The sequence below is a fragment of the Pantoea sp. S62 genome, from assembly GCF_016658625.1.
Taxonomy (GTDB): Bacteria; Pseudomonadota; Gammaproteobacteria; order Enterobacterales; family Enterobacteriaceae; genus Pantoea; species Pantoea vagans.
This window is the reverse complement of the sequence record NZ_JACVVI010000003.1, coordinates 70,297-90,779: the sequence shown is the minus strand read 5'-3', so window position 1 is coordinate 90,779 and position 20,483 is coordinate 70,297. Positions and strand designations below refer to the sequence as shown.

At 58.1% G+C, this 20,483-nt stretch carries 22 protein-coding genes; 15 read left to right on the top strand and 7 right to left on the bottom strand.

Going from position 1 to position 20,483, the window contains the following annotated elements:
- Positions 1-196 precede the first annotated feature (196 nt).
- The gene (locus IBT54_RS05570) at positions 197-652 is read right to left on the bottom strand and encodes a helix-turn-helix domain-containing protein (RefSeq protein ID WP_013357853.1); all 456 of its coding nucleotides are present in this window, start codon (positions 650-652) and stop codon (positions 197-199) included.
- Between the two features lie 189 nt (positions 653-841).
- Here IBT54_RS05570 and IBT54_RS05565 point away from each other — a divergent pair, with 189 nt between their 5' ends.
- Both IBT54_RS05565 and IBT54_RS05560 read left to right on the top strand, forming a co-directional pair.
- Positions 842-1,990: an MFS transporter gene (locus IBT54_RS05565; protein WP_236263043.1), complete on the top strand. Its 1,149-nt coding sequence runs from the start codon at positions 842-844 to the stop codon at positions 1,988-1,990.
- Positions 1,987-2,871: an EamA family transporter gene (locus IBT54_RS05560; protein ID WP_095707210.1), complete on the top strand. Its 885-nt coding sequence runs from the start codon at positions 1,987-1,989 to the stop codon at positions 2,869-2,871. Before IBT54_RS05565 ends, IBT54_RS05560 begins: the two co-directional genes overlap by 4 nt.
- A gap of 11 nt (positions 2,872-2,882) precedes the next feature.
- On the opposite strand, the gene IBT54_RS05555 is transcribed toward IBT54_RS05560, so the two are convergent.
- The 4 genes from IBT54_RS05555 to IBT54_RS05540 form a co-directional block, all read right to left on the bottom strand.
- Positions 2,883-3,515, bottom strand: a complete 633-nt coding sequence (locus IBT54_RS05555; RefSeq protein WP_095707211.1) for a DapH/DapD/GlmU-related protein — start codon at positions 3,513-3,515, stop codon at positions 2,883-2,885.
- A 632-nt stretch (positions 3,516-4,147) separates the two neighbouring features.
- Positions 4,148-5,449 carry a sorbosone dehydrogenase family protein gene (locus IBT54_RS05550; protein ID WP_013357849.1) on the bottom strand — a complete coding sequence of 434 codons (1,302 nt, stop codon included), beginning with the start codon at positions 5,447-5,449 and terminating at the stop codon, positions 4,148-4,150.
- 12 nt (positions 5,450-5,461) lie between these two features.
- Positions 5,462-5,869, bottom strand: a complete 408-nt coding sequence (locus IBT54_RS05545; RefSeq protein WP_013357848.1) for a DUF2231 domain-containing protein — start codon at positions 5,867-5,869, stop codon at positions 5,462-5,464.
- A 165-nt stretch (positions 5,870-6,034) separates the two neighbouring features.
- Positions 6,035-7,150: an ABC transporter substrate-binding protein gene (locus IBT54_RS05540; RefSeq protein WP_201251777.1), complete on the bottom strand. Its 1,116-nt coding sequence runs from the start codon at positions 7,148-7,150 to the stop codon at positions 6,035-6,037.
- Positions 7,151-7,497: 347 nt separating this feature from the next.
- Here IBT54_RS05540 and IBT54_RS05535 point away from each other — a divergent pair, with 347 nt between their 5' ends.
- From IBT54_RS05535 to IBT54_RS05510, 6 genes are all read left to right on the top strand, one after another.
- Complete coding sequence (locus IBT54_RS05535; protein WP_201251776.1) at positions 7,498-8,652, top strand: mandelate racemase family protein; 1,155 nt, start codon at positions 7,498-7,500, stop codon at positions 8,650-8,652.
- A 90-nt stretch (positions 8,653-8,742) separates the two neighbouring features.
- Complete coding sequence (locus IBT54_RS05530; RefSeq protein WP_201251775.1) at positions 8,743-10,371, top strand: ABC transporter substrate-binding protein; 1,629 nt, start codon at positions 8,743-8,745, stop codon at positions 10,369-10,371.
- On the top strand, positions 10,368-11,399 hold the full coding sequence (locus tag IBT54_RS05525; RefSeq protein ID WP_201251774.1) for an ABC transporter permease: 1,032 nt from the start codon (positions 10,368-10,370) through the stop codon (positions 11,397-11,399). The genes IBT54_RS05530 and IBT54_RS05525 overlap by 4 nt, the downstream gene beginning before the upstream one ends.
- The gene (locus IBT54_RS05520) at positions 11,396-12,301 is read left to right on the top strand and encodes an ABC transporter permease (RefSeq protein ID WP_013357843.1); all 906 of its coding nucleotides are present in this window, start codon (positions 11,396-11,398) and stop codon (positions 12,299-12,301) included. The genes IBT54_RS05525 and IBT54_RS05520 overlap by 4 nt, the downstream gene beginning before the upstream one ends.
- Positions 12,273-13,139: an ABC transporter ATP-binding protein gene (locus IBT54_RS05515; protein ID WP_095707727.1), complete on the top strand. Its 867-nt coding sequence runs from the start codon at positions 12,273-12,275 to the stop codon at positions 13,137-13,139. Before IBT54_RS05520 ends, IBT54_RS05515 begins: the two co-directional genes overlap by 29 nt.
- Before the next feature lie 10 nt (positions 13,140-13,149).
- The gene (locus IBT54_RS05510) at positions 13,150-13,902 is read left to right on the top strand and encodes an ABC transporter ATP-binding protein (RefSeq protein WP_201251773.1); all 753 of its coding nucleotides are present in this window, start codon (positions 13,150-13,152) and stop codon (positions 13,900-13,902) included.
- 68 nt (positions 13,903-13,970) lie between these two features.
- Here the strand turns inward: IBT54_RS05510 and IBT54_RS05505 are convergent, their stop codons facing one another.
- Positions 13,971-14,609 (bottom strand): RpiB/LacA/LacB family sugar-phosphate isomerase, encoded by a 639-nt coding sequence (locus tag IBT54_RS05505; protein WP_033783072.1) that lies wholly within the window; start codon positions 14,607-14,609, stop codon positions 13,971-13,973.
- A gap of 139 nt (positions 14,610-14,748) precedes the next feature.
- Here IBT54_RS05505 and IBT54_RS05500 point away from each other — a divergent pair, with 139 nt between their 5' ends.
- The 3 genes from IBT54_RS05500 (at position 14,749) to IBT54_RS05490 (ending at position 16,387) form a co-directional block, all read left to right on the top strand.
- Complete coding sequence (locus IBT54_RS05500) at positions 14,749-15,078, top strand: cupin domain-containing protein (RefSeq protein ID WP_033783071.1); 330 nt, start codon at positions 14,749-14,751, stop codon at positions 15,076-15,078.
- Positions 15,079-15,343: 265 nt separating this feature from the next.
- Positions 15,344-15,583: a hypothetical protein gene (locus tag IBT54_RS05495; protein WP_201251772.1), complete on the top strand. Its 240-nt coding sequence runs from the start codon at positions 15,344-15,346 to the stop codon at positions 15,581-15,583.
- Between the two features lie 315 nt (positions 15,584-15,898).
- Positions 15,899-16,387, top strand: a complete 489-nt coding sequence (locus IBT54_RS05490) for an ATP-binding protein (protein ID WP_201251771.1) — start codon at positions 15,899-15,901, stop codon at positions 16,385-16,387.
- A gap of 12 nt (positions 16,388-16,399) precedes the next feature.
- On the opposite strand, the gene IBT54_RS05485 is transcribed toward IBT54_RS05490, so the two are convergent.
- Entirely contained in the window at positions 16,400-17,293 is an 894-nt protein-coding gene (locus IBT54_RS05485; protein ID WP_201251942.1) for a dihydrodipicolinate synthase family protein, read from the bottom strand.
- Positions 17,294-17,437: 144 nt separating this feature from the next.
- Here IBT54_RS05485 and IBT54_RS05480 point away from each other — a divergent pair, with 144 nt between their 5' ends.
- From IBT54_RS05480 to IBT54_RS05465, 4 genes are all read left to right on the top strand, one after another.
- Positions 17,438-17,752, top strand: a complete 315-nt coding sequence (locus IBT54_RS05480) for an antibiotic biosynthesis monooxygenase (RefSeq protein WP_201251770.1) — start codon at positions 17,438-17,440, stop codon at positions 17,750-17,752.
- Between the two features lies 1 nt (position 17,753).
- Positions 17,754-18,137, top strand: coding sequence for an amino acid-binding protein (locus tag IBT54_RS05475; RefSeq protein WP_013357834.1), 384 nt, complete (start codon positions 17,754-17,756; stop codon positions 18,135-18,137).
- A gap of 4 nt (positions 18,138-18,141) precedes the next feature.
- Positions 18,142-18,852 (top strand): helix-turn-helix transcriptional regulator, encoded by a 711-nt coding sequence (locus tag IBT54_RS05470; RefSeq protein ID WP_201251769.1) that lies wholly within the window; start codon positions 18,142-18,144, stop codon positions 18,850-18,852.
- A 320-nt stretch (positions 18,853-19,172) separates the two neighbouring features.
- Positions 19,173-20,480 (top strand): MFS transporter, encoded by a 1,308-nt coding sequence (locus tag IBT54_RS05465; protein ID WP_201251941.1) that lies wholly within the window; start codon positions 19,173-19,175, stop codon positions 20,478-20,480.
- Positions 20,481-20,483 lie beyond the last annotated feature (3 nt).

Here is a 20,483-nt window from a genome sequence, read left to right as displayed (position 1 = left end):
AGGTGAAGTTCCCGATTCATGGTTGAAGATACATGTCTATACAATCAGCGAGAATGTCATGCGCATCGACAAGTTACAAGGCAACCTGTCATTGGAAAATGTGATGATATCGACAGGCTGACAATGATGATTGGGATCGCGTGGAATGTCAGGCCTGTCAGATTCAGAGAGTGCAGAGGCGTAAATTCTCTGACAATTAGCCTTCCGCAACTACCCGCTGGCGATAACAGTCTGCCGGGCCCAGTTTTTGCCCCGTTGAGGAACAGACCTCCAGGCGCGGCAGCGGCTTGCCTTCTGCATTATCCAGCAACACCGAGTGCGTCTCGCCCTTCTCAAACAGATAGCGCTCGCCCCACTGGCGCATAGCCACTACCACCGGAAACAGCGCACGGCCTCTCTCAGTCAGGACATATTCGTTGTAGGCGCTGCCATCGGAGACTGGCGCAATCTCAAATACCCCCATCTCCACCAGCTGCTTCAGGCGCGACGCCAGGATATTTTTTGCCAGCCCCAGATTGCGCTGAAACTCACTGAACCGGCGGACGTCATCAAAGGCTTCACGCACGATCATCATGCACCAGCGTTCCCCAATTGATTCCAGGGTTCTGGCAACCGGACACTCACTGGTTCTCAGGGATTCCTGCTTAGCCATGTTTTCTCTCACTTTGCCTGTCTGATGAAGCCAGCTTAGCCAGCCGGAAAAGAAGTTGCAAAAAAAAACCTCTGCTGATAATTATGTTGCAACCCGGTTTCAAATAAAAACCACTCAGGCGCTGTTATGACCATAACAACTGGCAAGACTTGTCCTTCTGAATCAGATTTGCCGCCCGCTGCGACGCTGATGCTTACGCCCCGGATGATCGTTTTGTTCTCACTGACCTCTGCGCTGGCGGTCGCCAATGTTTACTCGGCGCAGCCATTGCTGGAATCGATAGCCGCCAGCCTGAATGTTTCCCCTGGCACCATTGGCGCGGTGGTGACGGCCACGCAGATCGGTTACGCCATCGGGCTGATCGTTCTGGTGCCGCTGGGCGACTGCGTGAATCGCAAAAAACTGGTGGTTATCCAGCTACTGCTTTCCGTGCTGGCATTAACCGCCGCGGCTTTCGCGCCCGATCTGACGACGCTGCTGGGCGCGATGCTGCTGGTGGGATTGATGGCGGTGGTCACACAGCTGATGGTGGCCTGGGCCGCCATGCTGGCATCGCCAGAACAGCGCGGGCGGGTAGTCGGCAGCGTGACCAGCGGCATCGTGATCGGCATTCTGCTGGCGCGCTTTATTTCGGGGATGATTGCCGATCTGGCGGGCTGGCGGACGGTCTTTCTGACGGCCGCCTGCCTGTTACTGCTGATCTCGCTGGTACTCGTAAAAGTGCTGCCCGCCTCAACCGGCCAGACGCAGCGCACCGCTTACCCGCTGCTGTTACTGTCAGTTTTGCGGCTATTCCGTTCAGAACCCCAGCTGCGCAAACGTGGCATCCTGGCGCTGCTGATTTTCGCAGCCTTCAGTATGCTCTGGTCCTCAATGGTGCTGCCGCTGACCGCCCTGTCACTGTCACACACTCAGACCGGGATGTTCGGACTGGCGGGCCTGGCCGGTGCGCTGGCGGCCACCAGAGCAGGCGCCTGGGCTGATCGGGGATGGGGCCAGCGTGCCACCGGCTTAGCCCTGGTGCTGCTGACCCTCTCCTGGCTGCCGATAGCCGCGCTTCAAAGTTCGCTACTGCTGCTGGTTTTCGGGGTGATCCTGCTCGATTTTGCTGTTCAGACAGTGCACGTGATTAATCAGAGCCTGCTCGTCACTGTCCGCCCCGAAGCGGCCAGTCGTCTGATCGGTGCGTACATGTGCTTTTACTCGCTGGGCAGTGCGCTGGGGTCCATCGTGGCGACTCAGCTTTACGCTCACTGGGGATGGCAGGCTGTCTGTTATGCCGGGGCAGCCGTCAGCGCCTCAGCCTTTCTTTGCTGGTATGGAGCACATCAATCATGAAATTATCGCATCTGCTACTCGCCGTGCTGATCACCGCCATCTGGGGCGTAAACTTTTCCGTTATCAAACTCGGGCTGCATGCGGTCGATCCCTTTATCCTGGCGGGCATCCGCTTTACGCTCTGCGCCCTGCCCGCGCTGTTCTTTATCCGGAAACCGGACGTGCCGTGGCGCTACCTGATCAGCTACGGGCTGGTCTTCGGAATCGGTCTGTGGGGGCTGGTGAATCTGGGGATTAAAACCGGGCTGTCGGCGGGCATCGCTTCGCTGCTGTTGCAGTTCAGCGCCTTTTTCACCCTGCTACTGGGTGGCTGGGTATTCAGAGAGCGTCTCAGCCGCTATCAGGTCGCCGGATGTCTGCTGGCCTGCGCCGGTCTGCTGAGCATTTTCTTTATTACCGATGGCTCGGTGACGTTGTCCGGTATGCTGCTGGTATTGGCAGGCGCGATCGCCTGGAGCATTGCTAACATCATCAACAAAAAAGCGGCGACCCGGCAGGTGTTTGCGTTTCTGGTCTGGTCGAGCGCCTTTGCACCCATCCCGCTCTTCCTGCTGGACGGGCTGGTCAATGGCAGCACGGGCTATCATGCGCTGTTCACGCAGCTGGATATGAAAGCGGTGTTATCGATACTGTTTCAGGTCTATCCCAACACCCTGCTGGGTTACTGGGTGTGGAACTGGCTGCTGAAACAGTATCCGGTCTCCACGGTGGCGCCGCTGTCGCTGCTGGTGCCGGTGTTCGGCATTCTGGGCTCAGTGGCGATATTTGGCGAAAAGGTTTCAGCTCAGAAAATCGTCGCGCTGATGCTGATCGTCATCGGGCTGGCGGTGGGACTTTATGGGCAGCGGATCGTGCGCTTTATCGGCGTCCGAACCGGCTGACGTTGAGATAATTATTCCCCGTGCCGCTGGCAGAACGCGTCGATGTCGCCGTGCTGAAAATCGGGCAGATTCGCGAGCAGTTTCTCCAGTGGCCAGTTCCACCAGGCAATGCGCTGCAGGCGGGCGGCAATCGCAGGCGTAAACCGGACCCGCAATGGCCGGGCCGGAACACCGCCCACCACGCTGTAGGGCGCAACGTTTTTGGTTACGACTGCGCCCGCGGCCAGCACCGCACCATCGCCAATAGTCACGCCGGGCAGCACAATCACGCCGTGCCCGATCCAGACATCATTGCCTATCACCACCCGGTCAGCACGACGGGCAGCAAAGAAGCCCTGATCGCGCCGCGCATCGGGATGGTAATACTCCGGGCAGTAGGTAAAGCGATGCTGCGAAGCGCGGTCCATCGGATGATTCGGCGCACCAATCCGCACCTGATTGGCAATGGCGCAGAAACGTCCCACCTGGGTGTCGGCCAGACAGCAGTGCTCACCCACATAGGAGAAGTCACCCAGCTCGCTGTATTCCAGCACGCTGTGCGCCAGAATCTCGCACTGCTGACCTACGGTGGTTTCCCGCATGCGTACACTGTCATCAATCCAGGTATGGGCTAATCGGGCGGGCATAACGGCGGCAATGGACATATTACTCCCTGTCAGGATAAGCAGCACCCCGACGGCGTGCTTTTGCCGCACCACCTTACCCGCCTTTAATGACAGAGAATTGACACAGAAAAAAGGCGGAGTGGTTAGCTCCGCCTTGTTTCAAGTTCCGGTTAACCTGCGTGACCGGTCAGTTGCATAAGGGCAACGATGATCTGCAAGATGACCCGGATAAGATCCAGAATCAGCTTAGTCAGTTCCATCACTTTCCTTCTCCTTTTTCAGGAGCGCGCTATTCGGCAACCAGGGCTTTGACTCTACCCGCCGGGTGCCTGAGCACATCTTTGTGGAGAGGGCTGAGCGGCACTCATGGTTAAAGCCACAGGCCAGCACCACCTGATGCCTGCCGGGATTTTTAAAACCGTGCCCCTGGGAGCGGCCAGTCGACAATGAGGCGATGCTCAACACCCAACACATGTATAAACATACAGTATTTTGGCGAAACTTGAAATCCTTAGCCGCACATTTTACAATCTTGTTTGTGGAGAGTGCTGAGCACCTCGTTCGCAGCGCGGTTACCAGCCGGGTAGCGAACAAAAAAATAAAGGATTTGGCGCGATGCCAAATCCTTTTTTTATGCCTGTTTTACGGCGATAACCCAATCCGCGCAGAATTTACTTCGCGGCGCTGATACGCCAGACGGTATTCCCTGCGTCGTCAGCGATCAGTACGCCGCCCTGTTTATCGCTGGCGAGACCGACCGGCAAACCACGTACCTGCTTTTCATCGTCCGTCAGGAAGCCCGAAACCACCGTCTGCGGCTGCCCCACCGGCTTGCCATTCTCGAATTTCACCCACACCACTTTATAGCCATTGAGCGGCGTCCGGTTCCAGCTGCCATGCTCGCTGATAAACGCACCGCCACGGTACTGCGGCATATTATCACCACCGTAGAACAGCAGGCCCAGCGGCGCGACATGCGAACTCAGGGCGTAATCGGGCTTGATCGCCTTCTCAACCAGGTCGGGACGCTGCGGTTCGGCACGGGTATCGACATGCTGACCAAAGTAGCTATAGGGCCAGCCGTAAAAACCTTTATCCTGTACCGAGGTCAGGTAGTCCGGCACCAAATCGGAGCCGATTTCATCACGCTCGTTGACGATAGCCCACAGCTTGCCGCTCTGCGGTTCCCACTGCAGGCCGGTCGGATTGCGCAGACCGCTGGCGTAGATACGGCTGGCACCGCTGGCCGCATCCACTTCCAGTACCGCTGCCCGGCGATACTCTGCGCCAATGCCGTTTTCGGTGACGTTACTGTTGGAGCCAACGCCCACATAGAGCTTGCTGCCATCGGGGCTGGCTAACAGTGCTTTGGTCCAGTGGTGGTTAATCGGTCCGCCCGGCAGCTCCGTTACCTCTTCAGGAGCAGTACGGATCTCCGTGTCACCTTCGCGATAGGGGAACTTCACCAGGCTGTCAGCATTCGCGACGTAGAGCGTGTTGCCAATCAGCTGGATACCAAACGGCGAGTGCAGATTTTCGATAAATCGATGCTGCTCCCATTTGCCATTGACGTTGCGCAGCAGCGTAATACGGTTGCCGCCTGCGCCGCCCTTGCCTGACGCTTTCTGGACGATGCCCATGATCAGCTGTTTAGGTCGGGTGGTCGGTTTTGGCGGGCCATTGGATTCCGCGACCAGCACATCATTGTTTGGCAGCACGTAAACCTGACGCGGATGCTGCAGATTCTCAGCAATCTTCTCAATCTTCAGGCCATCAGCCACTTTTGGCATTTCACCGGCTTTCCAGGGCGTGCCTTCCGGCACCTGCATCGGCGGCATAAAGAAATTCTGCGCCTGCGGCAGTTCGGGATTGGGTCCGATCTGCTTTTGCGGATCGACCAGCGCACCATCATCACAGCCTGCCAGCAAAGTGGTCAGGGTCAGCGCGAGCAGCGTTTTATGCGGTATGTTCATGGTGGCTCCTCCTTAAGCGCTACGCTGACGTAACGCAAGTTGCACATTCGCCAGCAGCAGCAGCGCTACCACCAGCGTCGAGAGCGTTACGCCCAGCGGGATCACTGCGGCGGCATCACGGCTGTGAATAAACGCATTGACGATAGCGATGATGATGGCCACCAGCCAGAGCCAGAAATGGCCCTTTTCCGCGCTGTCACTGCCGCGAAACAGATAAACCAGTGCAATGAGACGTGGCACGATCGCCAGTATCAGTCCCAGCGCAATCAGCCAGCCTGCGGCATCCGTCCAGAACTGCACAAAGGTCTGCATGTAGAGAATGTCAAACAGCCAGGCCGCCACAAAAAAGCCCAGCGGCACCGGCTCCAGCAGAGCATACAGCGTCACGGCAAACGCCGATCTTCCCAGGGTATTGCGCATGTTTCTCTCCATTTTTAACGTGAATGCGGACCAGGTCAGATGTCGCGCTGCTCAGAGCAACCGACCCCGCGCCTGTAAAAGATTAGTAAATCTGAAGAGAAACAGAGGGTTTATTCGGAGGGAATTGCAAATCAGGCGGATGACGTCCCTGTCATCGCCGGTCAGTCAGGACTTATCAGCGGGTAAGGTGACCCAGTAGCCTGGCTGGTAAGGCAGCGGCAGGAACTTCTCGTGGAACGCGCGGAAGGTGGCATCCGGATCGACATCGGCAAACAGGTCGGGATGCAGCCATTTCGCCAGCGCCTGAATCGCCACAAACTGATACGGGCTGTCGTAGAACTGATGCCAGATGGCGTGGACGTTGCCGTTATGCGCCACCGGCAGGGTTTTAAAGGCATCACGCATCATCAGTGCCTTAAGACGCGCCGTCGCTTCGGTGACATTTGCACCCGGACCGACGCCGACCCATTTGCCCACGGTGTTGTAGTTCTTCCAGTTTGCGCCGGTCACCACCACCACATCCGGCTGGCTGGCGATAATTTGCTCCGGGTTAACCGTGCCGAAGGTGCCAGGGATCAGGTCTTTCGCGATGTTGCGACCGCCTGCGATCTCCACCATCTGACCAAAGTTCTCATTGCCGAACGACATGCAGCATTCGTCACTATAGCCGCCTGCGCGGTCGATCATCACTTTCGGACGATAGCCGGTGAAGTTCTTCAGCCGCGAGGTGACAAGGTCAATCTGCTGCTGGCGGAAGGTGATGATCTCCTGCGCGCGTTCCGGTTTGTTCACCAGTTCGCCCATGATGCGGATACTTTTCTCCGCATTAACCATCGGCGCTTCACGGAAATCGATAAACACCACCGGCACACCCACGGCCTGCAGTTTTTCAATCAGCTTGCCTTCATCGGTCGCCGCTTTCGACTCCAGATTCATCAGCACCAGATCGGGCTTCAGGGTTAGCGCCTGCTCGACGTTAAAGGTGCCATCTTTCGCGCCGCCGAAGGTCGGTAATTTTTTAATTTCCGGATAACGCTTCTCATAGGCCTGATAACCGTCCCAGTCCGCCTTATGAAGGTCATCACGCCAGCCAATCACCCGCGTGAACGGGGCGTCGGTATCAAATGCGGCCAGCAGATAGATCTGACGGCCCTCACCCAGAATGATGCGCTTTGCCTCCTGCGGCACCTCGACCTGACGGCCTGCGACATCAGTAATCATTTTGGCCGAAGCCGTCCCTGCCAGCGTGAGCAGCCCCAGCGCTAAAAACCATTTTTTCATTATGAAAACCCGCACAAATGATAATGAGAATTATTAATGTAAAGCGGCGTTACTATCACCTAAAACGGCGTTCAGGGGAAGTCATGCGGTTAAATGTTTTTTGCGGCGAGGTTAATGGGTTAAGTGACCATTAACAGCAAACTTAATCAGGGAAAAAGCGCAGCGTGTTGCTGCTCACAAAACGGACAGCTTTCGTGAATATGCTCACAACACCCTGGGCGGCTGCACACATATTAGCCGTTAATCGTATCGATTTGGCCAGTGCGTTAATGAATTGTGAGCGCTAGATTGAAAATGAAACAACGTTTTAATAACTCGCCAGGACAGCGAACCACAGGAGCGTAACCGTGAAAATCAGCGCCATAGATGTCACCCTTTTTACCTATCCCACCCGGCGCGTTGCCGACAGCGCCGGCCACTCCCATCCCGGCCTGGAAAATGATGCGCAGATGGCGCTGTTGACCCTGACCAGCGAGGATGGCGATTGCGGCTACGCCTTTGCGCCGCCGGAAGTGGTGCGGGCGCATGTGGTTAATGCCTTTTTTCGCAAGGTGCTGATCGGTCAGAACGCCTTTGACCGCGAGCGTCTGTGGCAGGATCTGGTGCACTGGCAGCGCGGCAGCGCCCACCAGCTTACCGAGCGTGCCCTCTCCGCTGTTGAGCAGGCGCTGTGGGACCTGATTGGGCGCAGGCTGAAACAGCCGGTGCATAAACTGCTGGGCGGCTATCGCGAGAAGATCCCGGCTTACGGCAGCACCATGTGCGGCGACGAGCTGAGCGGCGGTTTATCGACGCCGGATGAGTATGCACAGTTCGCGGAAAAGCTGGTGGCACGCGGCTATCAGGCGATCAAGCTGCACACCTGGATGCCGCCGGTCGCCTTTGCGCCCAGCCCGGCCATGGACATCAAAGCCTGCGCAGCGGTGCGTGAAGCGGTTGGCCCGGATATCGCACTGATGCTGGATGGCTACCACTGGTACAGCCGCAGTGACGCGCTGACCATCGGCAAGGCGCTGGAGAAGCTTAACTTCACCTGGTTCGAGGAGCCGATGGAGGAAGAAAGCATGGCCTCTTACGCCTGGCTGGCAGACAACCTCTCAATCGACGTGCTCGGCCCGGAGAGCCTGGGCGGTAAACATCACAGCCGCGCCGACTGGGTCCGTGCCGGTGCCTGCGACATTCTGCGTGCCGGGGCCAATGGCGTAGGCGGCATCTCCGCCACGATGAAAGTAGCCAGTCTGGCGGAAGCTTTCGGCATGGATTGCGAAGTCCACGGCAACGGCGCAGCCAGCCTGGCGGTGGTCGGAGCTATTCGTAACTGCCGCTGGTATGAGCGCGGCCTGCTGCATCCCTTCCTGGATTATGAAACGCCGCCTGCGTATCTCAACAGCCTGATTGATCCAATGGACGATCAGGGCTTTGTCACCCTGCCCACCCGCAGCGGGCTGGGAGAGGATATCAACTTCAGCTGGATTGAAACCCACATGCTGAACCGCTGGTAATGAAGTACGGCAAACAATAATAACCCCGTTGCCGCACAGCCCTGATGACGCGGTAAACGGGAAAAACCTCTGACCTGCTGGACTTTACCTATGACCCTGACACAACGATGTGGCGCGTGGCTGATCACGCTGCTGATGCTCACGAGCGCGTCAATCCAGGCAAAGACCCCGGATGACCAGCTGATCGTTGGCATGAATATGAACAACCTGCTCACCCTGGATCCGGCCGCGATGACCGGCAACGAGGTGGTCGGTATTGTGGTGAATCTCTATGACGGCCTGGTGGAGCTGAATCCGCAGCAGCTCACCGAGGTGCGCCCGGCGCTGGCGGAACACTGGTCAGTCAGTCCGGATAACCGCACCCTGACCTTCCACCTGCGCAACAACGTCAGGTTTCACTCCGGTAATCCGCTCACCAGTGCTGATGCGGTCTGGTCGATGCGGCGGGTGCTGCATCTGAATCTGGCGCAGGCGTCGGTGTGGAAGTCCTACGGTTTCAGCCGCGACAATGTGGACCAGATGATCACCGCACCCGACGACCGCACGCTGGTGATCACCCTGCCTAAACCCAACGATCCGCAACTGGTGATCTACTCGCTGGCGGCGCTGGGCAGTATGGTGGTGCTGGACCGCAAAACGGTACAACAACATGAAATCGATGGTGACTGGGGCAACCGCTGGCTTACCACGCATGAAGCGGGTTCCGGCCCGTTCCGGCTGGATGTCTGGCAGGCAAAAGATGTGCTGCGCATGAGTCGCTCGGCAGACTACTGGCGCGGTGAGGCGAAGATGTCGCGGGTGGTATTCCGCCACCTGCAGGAGTCGCAAACCCTGCGGCTGATGATGGAGAAAGGCGATCTTGATATCGCCAGCAATATGGCGATCCCCGACGTGCGCGCCCTGCGTCACGATCCCGATCTCACCATCGACGCTGTCAGAAAAGGGACAATCTACTACCTGGCGATGAGCATGAACGATCCGCGCTTTGACAATATTAAGGTGCGTGAGGCGGTCCGCTATCTGGTCGATTATCAGGGCATCAATAAAAGCCTGATGACCGGCTATGGCGAACTGCACCAGCGCCCGATACAGTCGGGGATGCCCGCCACGCTGCCCGATCCCGGTTACCGGCTCGATGTGCCGCGCGCCCGTGCGCTGCTGGCTGAAGCGGGTTATCCGGAGGGCTTTGACACCACGCTGCGGGTGCTTGCCGATCAGCCGTTCCTGAATATCGCCATCGCCATTCAGTCAACGCTGCTGCAGGGCGGCATCCGGGCAAAAATCATTACCGGTACCGGCAACCAGATTTATGGCGCGATGCGCGATCGCCAGTTCAGCCTGCTGGTCGGACGCGGCGGCAGCGGCGTCGAGCCGCACCCCCACTCCAGCCTGCGTGCGCTGGTCTACAACCCGAACAATGCCGACAGTGCCCGGCTGACCAATTTCCAGGGCTGGCGTACCGGTTTCTACGACGCGCAGCTCAACCGCATGATCGATCAGGCGCTGGTGGAACGCGACAAAACCCGCCAGCAGCAGGCCTATTTCGCCATCCAGCAACGCTACAACCAGCTGGTGCCTGCCCTGATGCCGATTTCACAAATGCTTGACTCCGTGGTGGTCAGTAACCGGGTCCAGGCGTATCAGCCCCATCCTTCTGCGACCACCTTCCTGCGCGACGTCTGGAAAACGCCTGACAGCCTGGCGGGAGGCACACCATGATGATGACCCTGACACGAAATCAGTGCCGCCGCATCAGCCATCGCACGGTGCAGGTGCTGATCACGCTGTTCGGCCTGCTGCTGCTGACCTTTTTTATTGGCCGGGTAATGCCACTGGACCCGGTGCTGGCGATAGTCGGCCCGGATGCCGATCAGGCCACTTATCAACAGGTCTACCACCAGCTTGGCTTTGATAAACCGCTGTGGGTGCAGTTTGGCCTCTATCTTAATGCCCTGCTGCATGGCGACCTGGGCCACGCGCTGCTCACCGGCCAGCCGGTAGTACATGACATCCTGCGCGTCTTTCCCGCCACGGTAGAGCTGGCCACACTGGCAATTGTCATTGGCGCAGGGCTGGGCGTACCGCTGGGTGTGCTGGCGGCGGCGCGGCGTAACAGCGTCATCGACTATGTGGTGCGGATGCTCAGCCTGGCCGGTTACTCCACGCCGATCTTCTGGGTTGGCATGATGGGCCTGCTGCTGTTCTATGCCCATCTCGGCTGGGTCGGCGGTGCTGGCCAGGTGGACTTCAGCCTTGATGGCATCGTGCCACGTCGCACCGGCTTTATGCTGATCGACGCCCTGCTGGCGGGCAACGGTCATGTGTTCCGGAATGCGCTGATTCATCTGGTGCTGCCCGCCTCGCTGCTCGGCTTTCACTCCATGGCCTACATCAGCCGGATGACGCGCAGCTTTATGCTGGCGCAGCTGTCACAGGAGTTCATTCTGACCGCGCGGGTCAAAGGCCTGACCGAGTGGCAGGTGATCTGGCAGCACGCGTTTCGCAATATCCTGGTTCAGCTGCTGACCGTGGTGGCGCTGGCCTATGGCTCGCTGCTGGAGGGCGCCGTGCTGATTGAAACTGTCTTCTCCTGGCCCGGTTTTGGCTCCTATCTCACGGGCAGTCTGATGCTGGGCGATATGAATGCGGTGATGGGCTGCGTGCTGGTGGTCGGCCTGATCTTTGTGCTGCTTAACCTGATCGCCGATCTGCTCTATCAGGTGTTCGATCCGAGGACCAAAGTATGACGATCTCTTTTGACACCCCTTCTGCCGGTCACACCCGCGAGCGGCTGGCGCGCTGCCGGCGATTCGCTGCCCGCTGCGGCACTTTCCTGTGGCGCATGGCCTGTAATCCCCTGACCGCCATCGGCGGCGGCATTGTGTTGCTGCTCTGCATCGTGGCACTGTTTGCGCCCTGGATCGCACCCTATCACCCGCTGATTCAGGATCTGGACAACGCCCTGACGCCGCCCGGTGCAGCCCACTGGTTCGGCACCGATGAGTTTGGCCGGGATATCTTCAGCCGTCTGGTGTGGGGCGCGCGCATTACGCTCTACATCGTGCTGCTGGTGTCGATCACCGTCGGGCCGCTGGGCCTGCTGCTGGGCGTTACCGCGGGTTACTTTGGCGGCAAAGTCGATGGGGTGCTGATGCGCGTCACCGATATCTTCATCTCCTTTCCCAGCCTGGTACTGGCGCTGGCGTTTGTTGCCGCGCTGGGGCCGGGTCTTGAGCATGTGGTGATTGCCATTACCCTCACCGCCTGGCCACCGATTGCCCGTCTGGCGCGTGCCGAAACCCTGTCGCTGCGTCAGGCGGACTTCATTTCGGCGGTACGATTACAGGGCGCGTCGCCGCTGCGGGTGCTGTGGAAGCATATTATTCCGCTCTGCCTGCCGTCGGTGATTATCCGCATCACCATGAACATGGCGGGCATTATCCTCACCGCCGCCGGGCTGGGATTTCTCGGGCTGGGCGCACAGCCGCCGGATCCGGAATGGGGCGCAATGATCGCCAGCGGCCGTACCTACATGCTGGAGTGCTGGTGGGTGGTTACCGTGCCCGGTCTGGCGATCCTGATTAACAGCCTGGCATTTAACTTCTTAGGAGATGGCCTACGTGACCTGCTCGATCCCCGCAGTGAGTAACGCCCTGCCGTTGCTCGACGTGCGCGATTTGCACGTGAACTTTGTTAACGGACGCCAGATCACCCCGGCGGTGCGCGGCGTCTCCTTTCAGCTCGGTCAGGAGAAGCTGGCGATTGTCGGCGAGTCCGGCTCCGGTAAATCGACCGTGGGCCGCGCCCTGCTGCAGCTGCATCCGGCCAGGGCGCGCATCGAGGCGAGCCGGATGCAGTTTGGTGATATTGACCTGCTGCACGCCAGCCCGGCGCAGATGCGCGCCATTCGCGGCAAACGCATTTCCATGATTATGCAGGACCCCAAATATTCCCTGAACCCGGTGATTCGGGTGGGCGAGCAGATCGCCGAAGCCTGGCGCAGTCATCATCGCGGCCAGAAATCGGCGGCGCGTCAGCGGACACTGGCGATGCTGGAGGAGGTGCAGATCCGCGATCCTGAACGGGTTTATCAGCTCTATCCGCATGAAATTTCTGGCGGTCAGGGGCAGCGCGTGATGATTGCTATGATGCTGATTACCGAGCCGGAACTGGTGATTGCCGATGAGCCGACTTCTGCGCTGGATGTCTCGGTGCGTCTGCAGGTGCTGGCGCTGCTGGACGATCTGGTAAAGGCGCGCGGGCTGGGACTGATTTTTATCAGCCACGATATCAGTCTGGTACGCAGCTTCTGCGATCGGGTGCTGGTGATGTACGCCGGACGCGTGGTGGAGTCGCTGGCCGCCAGCGAGCTTGACCACGCGCAGCATCCCTATACCCAGGGATTGCTGGCGGCACTGCCCGACCTTGATCACCGTCGTACACGCCTGCCGGTATTACAACGTCATGCCAGCTGGTTGACGGACTAAGGAGTTCGCGATGATCGATGTGAAAAATCTCAGCCTGAGTTTTGGTGACGACGATCGCCGGAGTCAGGTGCTGTTCGACGTAAATCTGCAGGTGAAACAGGGTGAAGTTTTCGGGCTGGTGGGCGAGTCGGGCTCGGGTAAAACCACGGTGCTGAAGTGCCTGGCGGGATTATTTACTCACTGGCAGGGAGAGCTGAGCATTGATAACCAGCCGCTGAAGCACCGCATCGATCGGGCGCGCTGTCGTCAGGTACAGATGGTGTTTCAGGACCCTTACGGTTCGCTGCATCCGCGTCACACGCTGGGCGACATCCTGGAAGAGCCGTTGCAGATTCAGGGTATCGGGCAGCGCCAGCAGCGGGTGGTGGCGATGCTGGATAAGGTCGGGCTGAATCGCGCCTGGCAGACGCGCTATCCGCACCAGCTTTCAGGAGGCCAGCGTCAGCGCGTAGCGATTGCCAGGGCGCTGATTCTGGAGCCGCGCGTACTGCTGCTGGATGAGCCCACTTCTGCTTTGGATGTTTCGGTACAGGCGGAGATCCTGAACCTGCTCAGCGATCTGCAGCAGCAGGAGAACCTGACCTATCTGATGGTGACGCACGATCTCGGCGTGGTGGCGCATCTCTGCCATCGCGTGGCGGTGATGCAACAGGGCAAAGTGCTGGAGACGCTGGATGTGCCGACGCTGGTGGCGGATCGCGCTGCGATGCCCTATACGCGGATGCTGGTCGAGGCGAGTCGCCACACTCATGTGGCAGGCTGAAAGTCAGCGGAGGTCAGGAGAGAGAATAAAAAAAGGCCGGTCAGACCGGCCTCGTGAAATCGGAGGACTTAATGCGTCAGCTGACGCACAAAGGCAACGATCTCCTGATTTTTGCCATGCTCAAACAGGCACTGCTGGAAACGCGGGCCGCTGACGGCGGTACGCACCAGTTCAGGATCAATAGCGCGCAGCGTGTCGAGATAGTTATCTTTGATCACCGCAGCCTTAACCTGGTTCAGCAGACCGGCATTGCGCACCTGCGGCTCTTTACGCTCTGGCGGATAGCCATTGCCCTTCTCGCCGGTGAACGCTTTTTCAAAGATAAAGCGCAGATTCAGTTCTGCACCCCAGCCAAACCCTTTAGCAAATGGCAGGGACAAGGCATTGCCGTTGTTGATCTGTGCAAACAGGTAAGCATCCGCCGGATCGATACAGTAACCGCAGACCACGCCCGGATGGATGTTAAGCGACATCAGCGCGCCCTGTCCGGTGCCGCAGCCCGCGACCACGAAATCTACCGCCTGGCTGTTGAGCAGTATGCTGGCCTGAATACCGAGGTGAATGTAAGTCAGATGGTGATCCTGCTCATCGCTCATCCCGACGTTGAAGACCTGATGGCCCAGCGGCTGTGCGACACCTTCCAGTTCTTTCAGCACGATAACGTTTTTAGCGGCCTGGCTGTTTTCCATCATTAATGCGATTTTCATGATCTACCCTTATAAATTAATTGAAACACTGTTTCATTTTAATGAAAAAGCACTAAAGTGCATGGGCTAATTCACCTGCGCGCTGTGAGAGCCATCACAAAATGGCCATTGCAGTGCCTGTTACTGCATGAGGATTCCGATGTTTATCTATCATAAAGATCAGCCCCTGGACGATTTGGGTGATGGCGTGACCCGCCGCGTGCTGGCACATGGCGGCACAATGATGGCGGTTGAAGTCCGTTTTGAAAAAGGGGCGACTGGCCCGCTGCATCACCATCCCCATGAGCAGCTGACCTATGTACTGAGCGGACGTTTTGCCTTCACCATTGAGGGTGAAACGCGGGAAGTCGGCGCGGGGGATACACTCTACAAAGCACCCAATGTGGTTCATGGCTGCGTCTGTCTTGAGGCAGGTGTGCTGCTGGATACCTTTACGCCGCAACGCGAAGATTTCCTCGCGGCTAAATAACTCACGCGGCCCGATGGGCCGCTTGCCAAACTGACCTGATGTTGTCTCTTTTCCCTGCCCACCGGATTTGACTTAAAACCGTTGCAATTTTTCTGAAATTCTCTTCACTGCTAACTGAATGATTAGCCAGCACTTCCTCTGCAGCCGCGCTACGCTTAGCGCCGGCTTAAAAATCATTCAGGCAGATTTCTGTACAAAATACGGATCGTTGTATAAGTTTAATAGCAAGACCAGTGCGTTTTTTAACCCGAAACAGGACAATAATATGCCAATGCAAAACACCCTGACCCTGCCGGTGAACCATACCATTCCGGTCAAAAATGAGTTCAAATCATCCTTTGCCGCCTCTGAGCAGGACAAACTTAATTTTCTGATTGAGGAGTTACTGGAAGCAGGCAAAGAAAAAAGCTGCATGGAACTGCTGCGTCATCTGGCCTCTGCGGACAGCGCAGAAGAAGAAGCGTGCTGCCGTGAACTGCTGACGCTGCTGATGGCACAAAAATGAAGCCTGTGGCTGGCGGTTTAGCGCAGATTCACTACGCTTCAGGACTTTTATTACTACTCCGGACATTCGCCTGACCGCACGTCGCCGTTCAGGAATATTCATTTTCATGTAAACATTGCCTGTTGTTCCCAACGCCAGATTGCCTACAGCAGCGGATGCTGTTTCGGGCGGTTAATCCGGGGTGACTCACAAGCCCTCCCAGTCTCTCATTGCTTATCCCTCCCTGCTTTTGTTAGCCTGAATCGCGCATCGGCGAGACGCGCCTTACACCGGCCGCACGGTTTATTATCCACCTGTTAAAGGAGTGACACGATCATGACTTCTGCACCTGCCACACTGCATCTGCTGTGTGGAAAAATTGCCTCCGGGAAATCGACGCTGGCAGCGGAACTGGGCGCTTTACCGGGTTGCGTGGTCATCAGCGAGGATCAGTGGCTGGCCGCGCTCTGGCAGGACGAGATGCATTCAGTGGCCGACTATGTGCGCGTCGCGGAAAAACTCAGGAAGGCGATGACGCCGCATCTGGTGGCGCTGCTTAACGCGGGTGTCTCGGTGGTACTCGATTTTCCGGCCAACACCCGGGCAAATCGTGACTGGATGCGTTCGGTGATAGAGGCGTCCTCTGCCGATCATCGCCTGCATTATCTGGACGTACCGGACGCACTGTGTAAATCGCGTCTGCATGCCCGTAATCAGGGCGGCGAACACGCCTTTGACGCCACGGACGAGCAGTTCGCGCTGATTACCCGCTATTTTGAACCGCCGCAGGAGGAAGAAGGCTTTCACCTGGTGCGCCACGGTTAACGTCTTCTGCTATCAGGAGAGATCGAGAGCGGCAAGCACGTCAGCAATCTCCCGACAATCGGCAGCGGAAAGCGGCAACAGCGGACGCGGCAGGCAGTCGCGTTCGGTCAGCCCCAGCAGCCCTGCCGAAGCGCTGATGACCCGGAAACTGCCGCCGTGCTGGCGGAACAGTGCCCACAACGGTTCAAGACGATCGGACTGTGCTCTGACGCTCGCATAATCACCTGCGGCTGCCGCCTCGATCATCGCTTTTGCAACGCGCGGAAACAGCCCGCCGCACACCGAATACCAGCCATCACAGCCCGCAATCAACCCGTTGCCAGCATAGGCATCACCGCTAACGCCAATCGATACGGAAGCAGGCAGCGTATTGCGCAGTTGCGCGAGGCGATCATTCGCTGCGGACTGCTCCGCCGGTACACCCGGAATTTTGACTGAACCCACGCCAGGCAGTTGAGCGATCCGGCCCAGCAGCGCAACCGAAAACGTAAAATGGGTCGTGCCCGGATTGTCATAGACACAGATTGGCACCGAGGCGTGACGCGTCACGGTCTCATAAAGCGCGAACACTTCCTCCTCTTTCAATGCCTGATAACCCAGCGGCGGCAGCAGTAATGCGGCAGCACCTGCCTGCTGCGCATCTTCTGCCAGCGCCAGCACCTCATCGGTGCTCACCGCGCCCACGCAGATCATCACCGGAATCGCCCCGGCATGTTCAACCGCCAGCGTTGCGATGCGCCTGCGCTGCGTGCGGGTCAGATACGCATAGCTGCCGGTTGAACCCAGCACGCCAAGGGAGTCAACTTTTGCCTCCGTCAGCCTGCTCAGCAGCCGCAGGAAGGCGGCTTCATCGGGTCTGCCCTCTGCAAAGGGAGTAAGGGGAAAGGCGCTGAGTCCGCTGAACATATCGTCTGCTCCATCGTAAGAATGCGTTGCCTGGCTGACGTTCGTCCGTACAGCCATATTTCGGTTCCGGCCGAAGCATCGGTTCGCTCCGCCCGCTATTTTTGTGCCATCACCCTCTTTACTCTCGTTTAAAGGAAGATAGCGATGATTGCCGTACTGTTTGAAGCTGAAGCCCGCCCCGAACACCAGATGCGTTATCTGCAACTGGCCGCCGACCTGAGTCCGCTGTTAAAGGACATTGATGGATTTATCTCTATTGAGCGCTTTCAGAGCCTGGGTGATGAGAAAAAAATCCTCTCGCTCTCCTGGTGGCGCGATGACGCCGCGGTGCAGGCCTGGAAACTTAACCTCTGCCACCAGGCCGCGCAGCGTGAAGGTCGTGAAACCCTCTTTGCCGGCTATCGCATTCGCATCGCCGCGCTGGTCAGAGAATATGCCTCACAACAGGGAGTAAATTAACATGTTCGATATTCATGTGATCCTGCAAAATAGTCCAGGCACCCTTTCCCGGCTCACCACGCTGCTGGGCCGCCATGGAATCGGACTGGAAGGCGGCGGCCTGTTCTCGTCTGGTGCGCAGAGCCACGCCCATTTTCTGGTTGCGGAAGGCGAACGGGCGCGTGCCGTGCTGGAAGCGGAGGGGATCACCGTCGAGGCACTTAATATCCCATTGATTCGCAGGCTACCGCAGCAGGGTCCTGGCGAACTGGGGGCGATCACGACACGCCTGGCCGATGCCGGGATCAACATTCTGGTGCAATACAGCGATCACGCTAACCAGCTAATCCTGATCACTGATAACAATCAATCAGCCGCCGGGCTGACGACAGAATGGGCTCCATAAGCTAATGGCTAAACCGCAATCGGAAAACGCAACGGACGACAGCGACGCGCTTGAGCACGCAATTGTGAGCGTCGCCGCCGCGATGGCCGACTCGTCTCGGGTAAAGATGCTGTCCGCGCTGATGGATGGACGCGCCTGGACGGCTACGGAACTTAGCGCCGTCACCGACGTGGCCCCCTCCACCGCCAGCGCGCATCTGAACCGGTTGATTAACAGCGGCCTGATCGTCTGTGTGGCGCAGGGGCGTCACCGTTATTACCGGCTGACAGGCAGTGACATCGCAACGCTGATTGAGAACATGATGGGGGTGTCGTGGCGACGGATCGCTGCGCCGCAGAGCACGACGCCGACATCACTGCGCACTGCCCGCACCTGCTACGACCATCTGGCGGGTGAAGTCGCGGTGCAGATCTACGCCGCAATGGTACAGCAGGGCTGGATCACGCCGGAGGGCAGCGCCCTCACCCTTTATGGACAACAGCAGTTTGCAGCGTTGCAAATTGATCTGTCGCAGCCCGGCCGCCGCCGGGCGTGCTGCAGCTGCCTCGACTGGAGTGAACGCCGGTTCCATCTCGGCGGTTACGCGGGCGCCGCGCTGCTCAACGCCTTTGAGGTGCAGGGCTGGCTCACCCGACAGCCCGGATACCGTGAAGTGACGTTTACTGCGGTGGGCGCCAGGCATTTACGTCAGGTTTTCGATATCACACTTCGCTGACACAGCACGCCTGAGTTCAGAGCCCATTTCTGTCAGGCTCTGCGCGGGCGGCCTCGGACTGCCTGGAATCCCCTAATCAGCCCATAACAGGCTTATGAATTCTGTCACATTTCCGCAAACTCGCCTCAGAGCCGATAACACGCCGACAAAATCGACAGGCGCCTATAACCTTATGAATCAGAATGCTTTTAAATGATAACGCCTGGCAATCATGCGGCGCACACATTAATCATTGTCATTTTTGCACTTATTCAGCGCCGGGCGCTGATCCACTCTTCAGTCACAGGCGCGGCAAAAAGCGTCATACCATACTGGAGTTACTGATGCAGACAACCTCACCCATGACTCACCGCGCCAGGATTGGCGCTATATTTCGTGTTACCTCAGGCAACTTCCTCGAACAGTTTGATTTCTTCCTGTTCGGTTTTTATGCCACCTATATCGCCCATACCTTTTTCCCGGCCAGCAGTGAGTTTGCCTCACTGATGATGACCTTTGCCGTCTTTGGTGCAGGCTTCCTGATGCGCCCTATCGGCGCAGTGGTACTGGGGGCGTACATCGATAAGGTCGGCCGTCGCAAGGGGCTGATCATCACGCTCTCCATCATGGCGGCGGGCACCTTTATGATCGTGCTCATCCCCTCTTACCAGAGCATTGGCCTGTGGGCACCGCTGCTGGTGCTGATCGGCCGACTGCTGCAGGGCTTCTCCGCCGGTGCAGAGCTGGGCGGGGTGTCGGTTTATCTGGCCGAGATCGCGACGCCGGGCCGCAAAGGCTTCTATACCAGCTGGCAGTCGGGCAGTCAGCAGGTCGCGATTATGGTGGCGGCGGCGATGGGCTTTATCCTCAACGCCGTGCTGGAAGAGAGCGCTATCCGCGAATGGGGCTGGCGCATTCCGTTCCTGTTTGGCTGCCTGATTGTGCCGTTTATCTTTGTGCTGCGTCGCAAGCTGGAAGAGACGCAGGAGTTCAGCAATCGTCGCAGTCATCCTGATGTGAAACAGGTGTTCCGCATCCTGCTCAGTAACTGGCAGGTGGTGATTGCCGGGATGCTGATGGTCGCGATGACCACCACGGCGTTTTACCTGATTACGGTTTATGCCCCGACCTTTGGCAAGAAAGTCCTGCTGCTGAGCGCCTCGGACAGCCTGCTGGTGACGCTGCTGGTGGCGGTGTCGAACTTCATCTGGCTGCCGATTGGCGGCGCGATCTCCGACCGCTTTGGCCGCAAACCTGTCCTGGTTGCCATGACGCTTCTGGCGATCGCCACCAGCTATCCGGCCCTGAGCCTGCTGGCAGCGGCACCGGGCTTCTCTATGATGCTGGGCGTGCTGCTATGGCTTTCGATGATTTACGGTCTCTACAACGGCGCGATGATCCCGGCGCTGACCGAAATCATGCCAGGGGAAGTCCGCGTGGCAGGCTTCTCGCTGGCCTACAGCCTGGCAACCGCAGTGTTTGGTGGCTTTACCCCGGTGATGTCGACCGGTCTGATCGAACTGACCGGCGACAAAGCTTCGCCTGGCTACTGGATGAGTTTTGCGGCTGTCTGCGCGCTGGGCGCAACACTGTATCTCTATCGTCGCACCCGCAGTGCCGTATTACCTGCCCATAAAACCGTTAGCTGAGGA

Excerpts from the sequence above, each read along its gene's own strand:
- IBT54_RS05570 (WP_013357853.1), bottom strand. The coding sequence starts at position 652 with ATGGCTAAGCAGGAATCCCTGAGAACCAGTGAGTGTCCGGTTGCCAGA.
- IBT54_RS05565 (WP_236263043.1), top strand. The coding sequence starts at position 842 with ATGCTTACGCCCCGGATGATCGTTTTGTTCTCACTGACCTCTGCGCTG.
- IBT54_RS05560 (WP_095707210.1), top strand. The coding sequence starts at position 1,987 with ATGAAATTATCGCATCTGCTACTCGCCGTGCTGATCACCGCCATCTGG.
- IBT54_RS05555 (WP_095707211.1), bottom strand. The coding sequence starts at position 3,515 with ATGTCCATTGCCGCCGTTATGCCCGCCCGATTAGCCCATACCTGGATT.
- IBT54_RS05550 (WP_013357849.1), bottom strand. The coding sequence starts at position 5,449 with ATGAACATACCGCATAAAACGCTGCTCGCGCTGACCCTGACCACTTTG.
- IBT54_RS05545 (WP_013357848.1), bottom strand. The coding sequence starts at position 5,869 with ATGCGCAATACCCTGGGAAGATCGGCGTTTGCCGTGACGCTGTATGCT.
- IBT54_RS05540 (WP_201251777.1), bottom strand. The coding sequence starts at position 7,150 with ATGAAAAAATGGTTTTTAGCGCTGGGGCTGCTCACGCTGGCAGGGACG.
- IBT54_RS05530 (WP_201251775.1), top strand. The coding sequence starts at position 8,743 with ATGACCCTGACACAACGATGTGGCGCGTGGCTGATCACGCTGCTGATG.
- IBT54_RS05525 (WP_201251774.1), top strand. The coding sequence starts at position 10,368 with ATGATGATGACCCTGACACGAAATCAGTGCCGCCGCATCAGCCATCGC.
- IBT54_RS05520 (WP_013357843.1), top strand. The coding sequence starts at position 11,396 with ATGACGATCTCTTTTGACACCCCTTCTGCCGGTCACACCCGCGAGCGG.
- IBT54_RS05510 (WP_201251773.1), top strand. The coding sequence starts at position 13,150 with ATGATCGATGTGAAAAATCTCAGCCTGAGTTTTGGTGACGACGATCGC.
- IBT54_RS05505 (WP_033783072.1), bottom strand. The coding sequence starts at position 14,609 with ATGAAAATCGCATTAATGATGGAAAACAGCCAGGCCGCTAAAAACGTT.
- IBT54_RS05500 (WP_033783071.1), top strand. The coding sequence starts at position 14,749 with ATGTTTATCTATCATAAAGATCAGCCCCTGGACGATTTGGGTGATGGC.
- IBT54_RS05495 (WP_201251772.1), top strand. The coding sequence starts at position 15,344 with ATGCCAATGCAAAACACCCTGACCCTGCCGGTGAACCATACCATTCCG.
- IBT54_RS05490 (WP_201251771.1), top strand. The coding sequence starts at position 15,899 with ATGACTTCTGCACCTGCCACACTGCATCTGCTGTGTGGAAAAATTGCC.
- IBT54_RS05485 (WP_201251942.1), bottom strand. The coding sequence starts at position 17,293 with ATGTTCAGCGGACTCAGCGCCTTTCCCCTTACTCCCTTTGCAGAGGGC.
- IBT54_RS05480 (WP_201251770.1), top strand. The coding sequence starts at position 17,438 with ATGATTGCCGTACTGTTTGAAGCTGAAGCCCGCCCCGAACACCAGATG.
- IBT54_RS05475 (WP_013357834.1), top strand. The coding sequence starts at position 17,754 with ATGTTCGATATTCATGTGATCCTGCAAAATAGTCCAGGCACCCTTTCC.
- IBT54_RS05470 (WP_201251769.1), top strand. The coding sequence starts at position 18,142 with ATGGCTAAACCGCAATCGGAAAACGCAACGGACGACAGCGACGCGCTT.